This is a genomic window from Pedococcus sp. KACC 23699, from assembly GCF_045348425.1.
Classification (GTDB): domain Bacteria; phylum Actinomycetota; class Actinomycetes; order Actinomycetales; family Dermatophilaceae; genus Pedococcus.
This window is the reverse complement of record NZ_CP157483.1, coordinates 3,322,515-3,334,130: the sequence shown is the minus strand read 5'-3', so window position 1 is coordinate 3,334,130 and position 11,616 is coordinate 3,322,515. Positions and strand designations below refer to the sequence as shown.

Here is an 11,616-nt window from a genome sequence, read left to right as displayed (position 1 = left end):
CCAGCCCTCACCTGTCCTCAGGTCAGGGTGCGGCTAACGTCGGGGTGTGGCGACCCTCCCCCAGAAGCCCTCGGACGAGGCCCCTGCGAGGGCCGTGCTGGACGCTGCCCCAGGACCCCTCCACCCGGTCGCCCGGCAGACACTCGCCGCCGCGATCGACGCCGGCTGGGCCGACCCACGACGCCTGCACACCGAGGGGCGAACCGCCCGCCGCCTCCTCGACGACGCCCGCGCGGTGCTCGCCGATGGCCTGGGCGTGCGACCCGAGGAGGTGACCTTCGCCCCGGACGGACCCACCGCCGTGCGGTGGATGGCCCAGGGCCTCAGGTATGCAGCGCGCCGCCGTGGTGCACGCGTGGTCGCCTCGGCGGTTGAGCACTCGGCCGTGCTGCTGCCTGCGCGGCATGCGGCGGCCCGGGCCGGCGACCCCGACCTTGCCGGACTCGTGGCCGTGGACCGCCTCGGGCGGGTCGACCTGGACGCGTGGGCGCACGACGTCGCCCGACCCGGCACGGTGGCTGCCCTGCTCCAGCACGCCAACGGCGAGGTCGGCACCCTGCAGCCGCTCCCGAGCGCCCATGAGGCCTGCCGTGCGGCCGGGGTGCCGCTCGGGGTCGACGCCCAGGCATCGCTGGGACGGGTGGACCCGCCGCGCGACTACGACGTGCTGGCCGCAGACGCCACGTCCTGGGGCGGACCCGGCGGCCTGGGCGTGCTGGTCGTGCCCGAGCGCACGCGGTGGCTTCTCCCCGGTCCGGCCGACCCGGACGCGACGCTGCATGGTCCGAGCCGGCACCTGCCCTGGGTCCCGCTCGCCCTCGCGGCCGCAGAGGCCTGGCAGCAGACCGCGGCGACGCGATCCGCCGATGCGGCTGAGGCCTTCGCCCTCATCGAGCAGCTGCGCCTCAAGGCGGCGTCCGTCGCCGACGTGGAGGTCGTCGGGGACCCCGTCGACCGGCTCCCGCACGTGCTCACCTTCTCAGCCCTGTACGCCGACGGGGAGGCGCTGGTCCGCGAGTTCGACCGTCGGGGTTTCGCCGTCGGGTCAGGGTCGGCGTGCACGTCGAGCACCCTCGAGCCCAGCCACGTGCTGGCCGCCATGGGGGCCCTGACCCACGGCAACACGAGGGTCACCCTGCCCCTGGCGGCGGTCGCGCCCCATCGGTCGCGCGACGTGCGGTCCTTCGCCGCCCTCATCGACCCGGTCGTGACCGCCGTCCGCGCCGAGCTCGGGGCCTCCCACCTGTGACCGGCGACCAGCCGGTCACCGGCGACCAGCCGGTGACCGGCGACGAGTCCGGGAGCAGCGGCCTGACGGCGGGGACCGGTCAGGGGTCGGGCGCCGAGACCGTGGTGGTCGACGCCCGGGGACTGCGCTGCCCGCTCCCGGTGATCCGGCTGGCCCAGCGGGTGCGCGGCCTCGAGCCCGGGACGCTCGTTGAGGTGTGGGCGACCGACCCCGCGGCCGCGGCGGACATCCCGGCGTGGTGCCGGATGCGCGGTCAGGAGTACCTCGGCTCCCACGACCGTGAGCCCACGGGAGAAGGTGCGCACGCGGCATACCTCGTGCGGGTCGTCTCCCCTGCCTGAGGCGGCCTAGGCGCCGAAGGCGGGTGGGTCGAGCTCGAGGGCCAGCTCGAGCCGCTCCAGGTAGTCCTCCCGGGGCACGCTCACGACGCCCAGGGTCGCGAGGTGGTCGGTCGACCACTGCACGTCGATGAGGCGTCGGTCGTCGCCGTCGTCGAAGACGTACCCGGCCATGGCGAGCACCGCCGCCTTGGAGGCGTCCGTGACCCGGTGGAACATCGACTCACCGGCGAACAGGCCGCCGATCGCCAAGCCGTACAGGCCGCCCACGAGCTTGCCGTCGAGCCAGGTCTCGATGCTGTGGGCCCACCCCAGCGCATGCAGCTCGGTGTAGGCGTCGACGATCTCCGGAGTGATCCAGCGGCCGTCGCGGCCGGGGTCCGCACACGCGGCCACGACCTCGTCGAACGCCGTGTCGACCCGCATCTCGAACTGCCGCAGCGACCGGCGCAGGGACCGGCTCGCGTGCACACCGCCCGGCAACAGGACCCCGCGCGGATCCGGCGACCACCACCCCAACGGCCGGTCGCCGTGCTCGCCCAGACCCATGGGGAACAGCCCGCTGCGGTAGGCCTCCAGCAGCGTGCCGGCGCGCAGGTCTCCCCCGACGGCGACGAGGTCCTCGCCGTCGTCGACCTCCGTGAGGTCGAACTCCCAAGGGGTCGGGAGCGGTTCGATGGGCTCGTGCACGGGCTAGGGGGCGATGCAGGCGATGTGGGGCTCGATGGCGTCGGCGGAGTCCTGGCCGTACGCGTCGGCCAGTCGCTGCAGGAAGCTGCGCTTGCCCAGCGTGTACTCCTGCGTGCCGACCGTCTCGATGACGTAGGTGGCGAGCATCGACCCGAGCTCGGCCGAGTGCCGCAGGCCGAGGTCGACGGCCAGGCCGGTGAGGAAGCCGGCGCGGAAGGCGTCGCCGACGCCGGTCGGGTCGGCGCGACGCACCTCTCGGGCCACGTGGACCTCGATCGGCTCCTCGTCGCGGCGCTCGATGACCACGCCGTCCTTGCCCTTGGTGATGACCCGCGTCGTGACGCGGTCGGCGATCTCCTCGGTGCTCCAGCCGGTCTTCTGCGAGGTGAGTGCAGCCTCGTACTCGTTGGTGAGCAGGTAGTCGGCGCCGTCGATGAGCTGGCGGATCGTGTCACCGTCGGCGAAGGCGAGCTGCTGGCTGGGGTCGGCGGCGAAGGGGATGCCGCGCGAGCGGCACTCGCGGGTGTGGCGCAGCATCGCCTCGGGGTCGTTGGCCCCCACGACGACGAGGTCGAGTCCACCGACCCGGTCGGCGATGGGACCGAGCTCGATCGCGCGGGCCTCGCTCATCGCCCCGGCGTAGAACGTGGCGATCTGCGCCATGTCCTCGTCGGTGGTGCAGACGAAGCGCGCCGTGTGCCTGGAGTCCGAGACGTGCACCGAGGCGCAGTCCACGCCGTGCCGCTCGAGCCAGCTGCGGTAGTCGGCGAAGTCCTCGCCCACGGCGCCGACGAGGATCGGGCGCTGGCCCAGCCCCGCCATGCCGAAGGCGATGTTGGCGGCGACCCCGCCGCGGCGGACCTCGAGGTCGTCGGCGAGGAAGGACAGGGAGACCTTGTCGAGCTGCTCGACGACGAGGGAGTCGCGGAACCTGCCCTTGAAGGTCATGAGGTGGTCGGTGGCGATGGACCCGGTGATGGCTATCTGCACAGTCCGGAAACCTACCCGGTCACCAGCACCCCGGCATCCATCGCCCCGCAACCATTGCCGCCCGGGCATGGGCGGAGGAGCATGCCGCCATGAGCGAACTCCAGCACGACTTCTCGGGACTGCGCGCGGTGTACGTCAACTGCACCCTCAAGCGGTCACCCGAGCAGAGCCACACCCAGGGCCTCGTCGACGTGAGCGCGTCCATCATGGCCAAGCACGGCGTCGAGGTCGAGCAGGTCCGGCTGATCGACCACGACGTCGCGACGGGCGTCTACCTCGACATGACCGAGCACGGGTGGGACCGCGACGAGTGGCCCTTGCTCTTCTCGCGCATCGTGCAGGCCGACATCCTCGTGGTGGCCGGGCCCATCTGGCTCGGCGACAACTCCTCGGTGACCAAGCAGCTCATCGAACGGCTCTACGCCGGTTCCTCGATGACGAACGCCTCCGGCCAGTACGTCTACTACGGCAAGGTCGGTGGCGCGATCATCACGGGCAACGAGGATGGCATCAAGCACTGCGCGTCCAACATCCTCTACAGCCTGCAGCACATCGGTTACGCCATCCCGCCCGGCGCCGACGCTGGGTGGATCGGCGAGGCAGGCCCGGGTCCGTCCTACCTGGACCCCGGCAGCGGCGGCCCCCAGAACGAGTTCACCCAACGGAACACGACGTTCATGACGTGGAACCTCATGCACCTCGCGGCCATGTTCAAGGCCGCCGGAGGCTTCCCCGTCGGCGGCAACCAGCGCACCGAGTGGGACGCCGGCGCCAGGTTCGACTACCCGGAGCACCCCAACCCCGAGTACCGCTGACTCTTCCCGGAGCACGCATCCGGCGCCGTCCCTCGTCGCAACGTCGTCGACCGGACCGGCGGCACACCGGGACGACGAAGGGCCCCACCAGGTGGTGGGGCCCTTCGTCGTGCGGCCGGTGCCGCGACGAGCTCAGCTGAAGGAGTCGCCGCAGGCGCAGGAGCTGCCGGCGTTGGGGTTGTCGATCGTGAAGCCCTGCTTCTCGATGGTGTCGGCGAAGTCGATGCTGGCGTTCTCGAGGTACGGAGCGCTCATGCGGTCGACGACGACCTCGACACCGTCGAAGTCACGGACGAGGTCACCGTCGAGGGTGCGCTCGTCGAAGTAGAGCTGGTAGATCAGGCCCGAGCAACCGCCGGGCTGGACGCCGACGCGCAGGCGCAGGTCGTCACGACCCTCCTGCTCGAGCAGCGACTTGACCTTGGCAGCGGCGACGTCGGAGAGGAGGACGCCGTGGGTCGTCTCGGCGGCCTCGGCCGGAGCCTCGCTGGCGGCCGGAGCGGTCTGGTCCTGAACACTCATCGTGATGCGTCCTTCATGTCGGTGGTCGGGGGTCGGCTGACCATCTGTGCCAACCCACGGTCTGCGGGAAATGTTCCTCCCTGCGTCCACCACTGTACGTCGTGGTCAGCGCTGGGGGGACCAGGTGGCCGCCACCCGGGCGGCGCGTGCCGCGAGCGTGCCCACGGGGTCGGCCATCGCGGCCTCGACCTCGGCGGCGGAGTCGGCCACGGCGTAGGTGCCGGACAGCCCCAGAGTCATCGCCTCACGTCGCCCGACGAGCGTCTGCCCGGCCAGGACGACGCTGGGCGTCGCCGTCTCCAGGGCCAGCCGGGCCACGCCTGCGACCACCTTGCCCTGCAGGCTCTGCCAGTCGAAGCTGCCTTCCCCGGTGACGACGAGGTCTGCGGCCGCGACGACCTCGCGCAGCCCCACCGCGGAGAGCACCTCGCTGACGCCACTGACCCGGCGTCCGCCGAGGAGGTAGAGCGCGTAGCCGAGCCCGCCGGCGGCCCCGGCGCCGGGCTGCTTGTCGAGGCGCAACGGCTTGCCGGTCATGAGGTCCGTGGTCTCGGGGAGGGTGCGACGCACCACCTCGACGTACCGACCGAGCGCACCCTCGAGGGCCTGGGCGAGCTCGGGCGACGCGCCCTTCTGCGGTGCGAACACGGCCGAGGCCCCCTGCAGGCCGAGCAGGGGCGACTCCACGTCACTGGCCAGCAGGAGCTCGATCCCGGAGAACCTCTGTCGCACGGCCTCGAGTCCGGTGAGGGCGTCGTCGGTGAGGTCGGCGAGCGCCATTCCCCCACGGGCGAGGTCGGCGGGCCGCCCGACGCCGAGCGCGGCCAACAGGCCCGCCCCGCCGTCGTTGGTGCCGCTCCCCCCGAGACCGACGACCAGACGGGTGGCCCCCTCGGCGAGTGCTGTGTCCAGCAGCTGCCCCACACCCCAGGTACTCGTCAGGCCGGGGTTGCGTTCGTTGGCCGCCAGCAGGTGCAGGCCCGCGGCCTGCGCGGACTCGAGGTATGCCGTGGGGCCGGCCTCCCCTTCGACCAGGAGGACCGCGGCGGGCACGTCGCGACCGAGCGGGTCGGCGACCGTGACGGCCAGGGTGCGGGCCTCGGGCAGGGCACCGGCCAGGACGTCGAGGAAACCCGGACCGCCGTCCGACAGCGGCACCAGGGTCAGCAGGTCACGGGGCGCCGTGCGGCGCCACCCCGCTGCGATCGCCTCGGCGGCCTGCTGGGCCGTGAGGGTGCCGGTGAAGCAGTCCGGGGCGATGACGACGTGCACTCCCCCAGTGTGGCAGCGCGGGTCCGGCGGGTGGAACGCAGACCGACCGGACACCTCCGGTACGGCCACACCCCGCGACCCGTCGAGCAGTTCTCTGGCGCCGGGCCGGACCCGGGCGCACGGGCCGCCGGCTCCGATGTCGCCGTTCCTGCAGGTCACAGCCCTGTGGAGGGCGCTGCGGGGCCGCCTCCTGACGAGGTTGACCCGTTTCCTGCGGCCCGGCGGTCCACACCCGCGGCCAAATAGGAGGAGAATGGACTGATGCGCCCCCGACAGCCCGCCAAGAAGCCCGTCCTGAAGAACAGCCCGTTCCAGGCGAAGCCGGCCCCTGAGCTGCACCCCTTCGCCGTCGATGACCGGGTCACCCACGACCGCCACGGCCTCGGCTCCGTCCTGCGGATCACCGGCGACCGCATGGAGGTCCGCTTCGGTCAGAGCACCGTGAGCGTGGCCCTCAACAGCAGCAAGATCCACCCGCTCTAGGCCCGACGGGCCTCAGGGCACGAGCGAGGCGTCGAGGAGACGCCACGCCACGCGGTCGTCTCCCTCGACCCCCAGCGCGCCGGTGTCGGCGCGGTGCCACAGCGCGAGGTAGAGGTGGGCCGACGGCCCACGCACGACGGCCACGGCGTCGTCCATGACCCCCTGACGCACCAGCGGGATCCCGTCGACGAGGCTCAGCGTCCACGCGGCCTCGGTGTCGGTGCAGGCGAACGCCACCGGAGACCCAGCCGGGACCACCACCTCGGGCGGGTCGTCTGCCCGCCGCGCGAGCATTCGGGGGACGAAGACCTCGAACACCTCCCCGACCCCGTCCACCGCCTGCTCGGTCGACAGACCCGGCACGGCCTCGACCACGCCGGTCAGGTCGAGCACGCCCCCAGCCGCCAGGGCGTCGACGTGGTGGATCGTCGTCTCGTGGAGCTGTCGGCGTCGCCAGAACCGCACCGTCCCGTGCCCCGGAACCGCGGAGAAGCTCCACGCCGCGTCGTGCGGCCCCCGCCCGCCCAAGGTGTCGAGGAGGAGGCCGGCGCTCGCGGCATACCAGCTCGCGAGGTCCTGCGTCCGGTCGCGTCGGGGGTAGGGCTCCGGGGAGGCGCCGGTGCGGACGGCGGCCTCTGCCCACAGGTGCACCCGGCCGAGGTGGTCGACCAGTGCCGTGAGGTCCCAGCCCGGACAGGTGGGTACAGGAAGGGTCGCCTCGAGGCCCCCCACCGTCTGCGCCATCGCGTTCGTGGTGCGCCGCAAGGCCGTCAGCACCGCCGCGTCGTCCATCGCAAGAGCGTACGGCGACCGGCGGCGGTCGAAGCACTCCTCACGGCGAGAACCCGGGCAGGCTCCGTCCCAGCCACCTCAGGGCGGTGGGCACCTCGCCCGCCCACAGCTGCTCCCGGTGGCCGCCGGTCTTGAGCAGGTTCGTCGTCACGGACAACGGGGCCCGCACCACCTTGAGGAAGTGTGCGGTCGGGGGGTAGGCGTACCCGTCCTTCTTGCTCGCCTGGATCCACATCGCCAGAGGTGGTGGGGTGTGCCGCGCCAGCCTGATCAGGTCATACCGTGGTGGGACGTGCGGGCCGAAGGGACGGTAGCCGTTGAAGAACTCCGGGGTGAAGGCGCCACTGAAGACGATGGCGCCGCCGAAGACCTGCGGGTGACGCAGCCCCAGCATGGATGAGCACCAGGCGCCCTCGGAATAGCCGGCGACCACCCAGGACGACCTGCTCGTGTCCACCGCGAAGTGGCTCGCAAGGAACTGCGGCACGTCCTGCGCCAGCCAGGTCTCCATCTGGGGCGAGCCCGTGGGGCCGTTGACGCATTCGGAGTCGATCCCGTACGGCACGTTGATCTGCGGCAGGACGACGACCGATGGCCGCAACGTCCTGGAGGCGACGGCCTGGTCGAGGGACGCCTGCAGGTTCATCCCCGTCAGCCACGAGTGCGTCGTGCCCGGGAAGCCGTGCAACGCCTCGATCACGGGGTACCTTCGAGCGGTGGCTGTGGAGTAGCCCGGCGGGAGCAGCACCGTGATCTGTCCGGTCACTCCGCTCCGCGCGCCGGTCACCGTGAAGTCCTGGATCCGTTGACCTGGCGCAGGTAGCGGCGCGAAGTTCGTTCCCGCGTGCAGTCCGGAAGCGAGCCGGACCGATGCCGCCGACCTCGCCGTGGCTCCGCGGTGGGTCACCGTGACAGCCGCGCGGGCGCCGGCGAGGTCGGCCCAGCTGACGTAGAAGTCGAAGTGGTCGTTGGCCACCACCCCGACCATGGCCAGGACCACCATGTTGAGCACGAGGAGCCCACCGGCGCGGGCTCCGACGGCGGCCCACCGACTGCGCAGGTGCGGGTACCCGGCGGCGAGCACGACGAACACGGCGACGGCCACGAGCCCCAGAAGGACGGGAAGAGTGGGAGAGGTCAAGGCCACCTCACCATGATGCGGCCTTCTGGTGGGGGGCGGCTGAACGAACGCTGAGAGGGATCAGCGAGGTTGGCTGCGCCGAGGAGGCGGCACCACGACATACGATCGACGCGTGAGCACCTCGACGGACGCCTCCCCCACCCCGCTGCCCCTGCTGGTCCTCGGCCGCGGTCGCGACCTGCACAGCGAACGCGGGGTCGAGTGCCCGGGCGAGCTCCCCGCCGCCTCCGACCCCGGCCTGGTCGAGCGGGCACGTGCCGCGAAGGCCGCCCTCGGTGACCGGGTGTTCGTCCTGGGGCACCACTACCAGCGTGACGAGGTCATCGAGTTCGCCGACGTCACGGGCGACTCCTTCAAGCTGGCCAAGGACGCCGCGGCCCGGCCGGACGCGCCCTACATCGTCTTCTGCGGCGTCCACTTCATGGCCGAGTCCGCCGACATCCTCACCAGTGCCGAGCAGACCGTGATCCTGCCCGACCTCGCCGCCGGCTGCTCCATGGCCGACATGGCCGCGATCCGCCAGGTCGAGGACGCCTGGGAGGACCTCGTCGAAGCCGGCGTCGCGGACCAGACGGTCCCGGTGACCTACATGAACTCCTCAGCCGCGATCAAGGCCTTCACCGGTCGCCACGGCGGCACCATCTGCACGTCCTCCAACGCGAAGACCGCGCTGGAGTGGGCCCTGGCGGAGAAGGGCGAGGGCGCGAAAGTGCTGTTCCTGCCCGACCAGCACCTCGGCCGCAACACGTTCGTGCGCGACCTCGGCGGCTCCCTCGATGGCTGCGTCGTCTTCGACCCGCACCGGCCGATGGGTGGGCTGACCCGCCAGGAGCTGCAGGACGCGACGATGATCCTGTGGCGCGGGCACTGCTCGGTGCACGGCCGGTTCAGCCTCGAGGCCGTCGAGCAGGCCCGTCGCGACATCCCCGGCGTCAAGGTGATCGTGCACCCCGAGTGCCGTCACGAGGTCGTCGAGGCGGCCGACGAGGTCGGGTCGACGGAGAAGATCATCAAGACCATCGCTGCGGCCCCCGACGGGACGTCCTGGGTCGTCGGCACCGAGCTCAACCTCGTGCGCCGGCTCGCCACGCAGTTCCCCCGGCAGCACATCGCCTTCCTCGAGAAGAACGTCTGCTACTGCTCGACGATGAACCGCATCGACCTGCCCCACCTCGTCTGGACGCTCGAGTCGCTCGCTTCGGGCCGCGTGGTGAACCCCATCAAGGTCGACGACGAGGTCGCCCACCACGCCCGGGTCGCCCTGGACCAGATGCTCGCGCTGCCCGGGGAGACCCACAAGGACTAGTCCTCGGCTGACGTGGACTAGTCCTGCCGCGGGAGGCAGATCGCGGTGTGCCTGAACACACTGGGTGGCTTGAAGGGGTTCCTGTGGAGAAGCCCCCGAGGGAACCGACCGGTCCGACTCATCCCGGACCGGACGCCACCGGGGAGAAGGTCCCCGTCGCGGCATCGTGGGGGCGATGCCGCGACGGGGACCAGCACGGTGTGCTGGTCCCCGTCAGGCACGAGGTGTGGTGCGCCCCGAGGACCCAGGTCCCGGAAGTGCGCCCGCTGCGTGCTGCGCGCTGACTACTGTGTCGGTGCGGTCAGCGACCGCCGCGTGAGCCACCGCGGCTGCCCGCGGAGAAGGCCGCGGCGCCACCGGAGGACGTGGAGTACGCGGTCGTGGAGCCACCGGCGGCGCGGCCGCCGGAACGCTGTCCACCCGACCGCTGACCGCCCGAGGACCCCTGGCCGGAACGCTGACCGCCGGGACGACCACCGGCCGCGCGTGCGCCGCCGGTCGAGTCCTGGGCTCCTGCGGAGCGGCCGCCTCGACGGCCACCTCCCGAGCGGGCACCGTCGCCGGAGCGCGACCCCTCGCCCGCACGAGCGGACGTGCCGGAACGACCCGAACCCCCTCGTCGGGACTGCGCACCACCGGAGCGACCCGAGGCCGCGGGCTGGGGCGGAGCCGTCAGGACGAGCCCACCGGTGGTGGTGCGCTCCCCCGGGGCGACCTCGAGGAGCATCGGGTGACCGAGGCCGAGCCGGGTCGTCTTGGCCTTGATGCCGGCCTTGTTCGTGAGGATGCGGACGTCCGACACCTGGTCGTCGGTCATCAAGGTGATGACCGTGCCCTCGGCGCCGGCACGGGCGGTGCGGCCGGAGCGGTGCAGGTAGGCCTTGTGCTCGACCGGCGGGTCGGCGTGGATGACCAGGGAGACGTCGTCGACGTGGATGCCGCGCGCTGCGATGTCGGTCGCCACCAGCGTGGAGGCCTTGCCCTCGTGGAATGCGGCCATGTTGCGGTCGCGCGCGCCCTGGCCGAGGTTGCCGTGCAGCTCGACCGCAGGCACCCCCGACGCGTTGAGCTGCTTGGCGAGCTTCTTGGCGCCGTGCTTGGTGCGGGTGAACACGACCTTGCGGCCGGGGGCCGAGGTCAGGTCGAGGAGCACGTCCAGGCGGGCGTCGCGGTGCACGTGGAAGATGTGATGCGACATCGTCGAGATCGGCGACTGCGCCGAATCTGCCTGATGCGTCACGGGGTTGGACAGGTAGCGCTTGACGATGACGTCGATGCCCGCGTCCAGCGTCGCCGAGAAGAGCAGCTTCTGGCCGTCGCGAGGCGTCTTGTCGAGGATGCGCTTGACGCCCGGGAGGAAGCCGAGGTCGGCCATGTGGTCGGCCTCGTCGAGGATGGTGACCTCGATGCCGTCGAGGGTGAGCGCGCCCTGCTGCAGCAGGTCCTCGAGCCGACCGGGACAGGCCAGCACGACGTCGACGCCCTTGCGGAGCGCGGAGACCTGCGGGTTCTGGCCGACCCCGCCGAAGATGGTGACCGACGAGATGCCGAGCGGCTCGGCGAGCGGTGCCATGGCCGCCTGGATCTGCGTGACGAGCTCGCGGGTCGGGGCGAGGATCAGCGCACGCGGGCGACGCGACTGGCGCGGAGCCCTGGAGGCCGACAGGCGGGCCAGCATCGGCACCAGGAAGGCATAGGTCTTGCCGGAGCCGGTGCGGCCGCGGCCCAGGACGTCCCGGCCGGCGAGCGAGTCGGGCAGCGTCGCGGTCTGGATCGGGGTGGGAACGGTGATGCCGCGGGCGGCGAGGACGGAGGCCAGGGTGTCAGGGACGCCGAGGCTCGGGAAAGTGGTGTCGACAGACACAGGGGTACTCCAGAGCAGTCAAAGGGGTGTTCCGCCCGGCGCGAAACCGACAGTGGGTTCGCAGCGCAAGAGCTTGATCACGTGCCACGGCCCGAGGCAGAACTGTGCGGGCCGGTGACCCCACCCTATCGCCCCGACCACCTCGGGCCTGACA

The 11,616-nt window shown here is 72.0% G+C and carries 12 protein-coding genes; 5 read left to right on the top strand and 7 right to left on the bottom strand.

The annotated features are described in order from the left end of the window. Positions 1-46: 46 nt before the first annotated feature. Both ABEG17_RS15645 and ABEG17_RS15640 read left to right on the top strand, forming a co-directional pair. Complete coding sequence (locus ABEG17_RS15645) at positions 47-1,249, top strand: aminotransferase class V-fold PLP-dependent enzyme (protein WP_406830405.1); 1,203 nt, start codon at positions 47-49, stop codon at positions 1,247-1,249. Further along, positions 1,246-1,590 carry a sulfurtransferase TusA family protein gene (locus tag ABEG17_RS15640; protein ID WP_406830404.1) on the top strand — a complete coding sequence of 115 codons (345 nt, stop codon included), beginning with the start codon at positions 1,246-1,248 and terminating at the stop codon, positions 1,588-1,590. The genes ABEG17_RS15645 and ABEG17_RS15640 overlap by 4 nt, the downstream gene beginning before the upstream one ends. A gap of 6 nt (positions 1,591-1,596) precedes the next feature. On the opposite strand, the gene aat is transcribed toward ABEG17_RS15640, so the two are convergent. Together aat and ABEG17_RS15630 are read right to left on the bottom strand one after the other, a co-directional pair. Then, on the bottom strand, positions 1,597-2,277 hold the full coding sequence (gene aat, locus ABEG17_RS15635; protein ID WP_406830403.1) for a leucyl/phenylalanyl-tRNA--protein transferase: 681 nt from the start codon (positions 2,275-2,277) through the stop codon (positions 1,597-1,599). Positions 2,278-2,280: 3 nt separating this feature from the next. Further along, positions 2,281-3,267 (bottom strand): carbohydrate kinase family protein, encoded by a 987-nt coding sequence (locus ABEG17_RS15630; RefSeq protein WP_406830401.1) that lies wholly within the window; start codon positions 3,265-3,267, stop codon positions 2,281-2,283. Positions 3,268-3,356: 89 nt separating this feature from the next. On the opposite strand from ABEG17_RS15630, the gene ABEG17_RS15625 reads away from it, so the two are divergent. Next, positions 3,357-4,082: a flavodoxin family protein gene (locus ABEG17_RS15625; protein ID WP_406830400.1), complete on the top strand. Its 726-nt coding sequence runs from the start codon at positions 3,357-3,359 to the stop codon at positions 4,080-4,082. Positions 4,083-4,214: 132 nt separating this feature from the next. On the opposite strand, the gene ABEG17_RS15620 is transcribed toward ABEG17_RS15625, so the two are convergent. Both ABEG17_RS15620 and ABEG17_RS15615 read right to left on the bottom strand, forming a co-directional pair. Continuing rightward, positions 4,215-4,604: a HesB/IscA family protein gene (locus ABEG17_RS15620; protein WP_406830399.1), complete on the bottom strand. Its 390-nt coding sequence runs from the start codon at positions 4,602-4,604 to the stop codon at positions 4,215-4,217. A gap of 105 nt (positions 4,605-4,709) precedes the next feature. After that, the gene (locus ABEG17_RS15615) at positions 4,710-5,876 is read right to left on the bottom strand and encodes a glycerate kinase (RefSeq protein ID WP_406830398.1); all 1,167 of its coding nucleotides are present in this window, start codon (positions 5,874-5,876) and stop codon (positions 4,710-4,712) included. Positions 5,877-6,137: 261 nt separating this feature from the next. Between ABEG17_RS15615 and ABEG17_RS15610 the strand changes: the two genes are divergently transcribed. Beyond that, on the top strand, positions 6,138-6,359 hold the full coding sequence (locus tag ABEG17_RS15610) for a hypothetical protein (RefSeq protein WP_406830397.1): 222 nt from the start codon (positions 6,138-6,140) through the stop codon (positions 6,357-6,359). A 12-nt stretch (positions 6,360-6,371) separates the two neighbouring features. Here ABEG17_RS15610 and ABEG17_RS15605 read toward each other — a convergent pair whose 3' ends face one another. After that, entirely contained in the window at positions 6,372-7,151 is a 780-nt protein-coding gene (locus ABEG17_RS15605) for a maleylpyruvate isomerase N-terminal domain-containing protein (RefSeq protein ID WP_406830396.1), read from the bottom strand. A 40-nt stretch (positions 7,152-7,191) separates the two neighbouring features. Next, positions 7,192-8,292: an alpha/beta hydrolase gene (locus ABEG17_RS15600; protein WP_406830395.1), complete on the bottom strand. Its 1,101-nt coding sequence runs from the start codon at positions 8,290-8,292 to the stop codon at positions 7,192-7,194. Between the two features lie 112 nt (positions 8,293-8,404). Here ABEG17_RS15600 and nadA point away from each other — a divergent pair, with 112 nt between their 5' ends. After that, positions 8,405-9,598, top strand: a complete 1,194-nt coding sequence (nadA, locus tag ABEG17_RS15595) for a quinolinate synthase NadA (RefSeq protein WP_406830394.1) — start codon at positions 8,405-8,407, stop codon at positions 9,596-9,598. Between the two features lie 301 nt (positions 9,599-9,899). Here the strand turns inward: nadA and ABEG17_RS15590 are convergent, their stop codons facing one another. Next, the gene (locus ABEG17_RS15590) at positions 9,900-11,462 is read right to left on the bottom strand and encodes a DEAD/DEAH box helicase (RefSeq protein WP_406830393.1); all 1,563 of its coding nucleotides are present in this window, start codon (positions 11,460-11,462) and stop codon (positions 9,900-9,902) included. Positions 11,463-11,616: the final 154 nt, after the last annotated feature.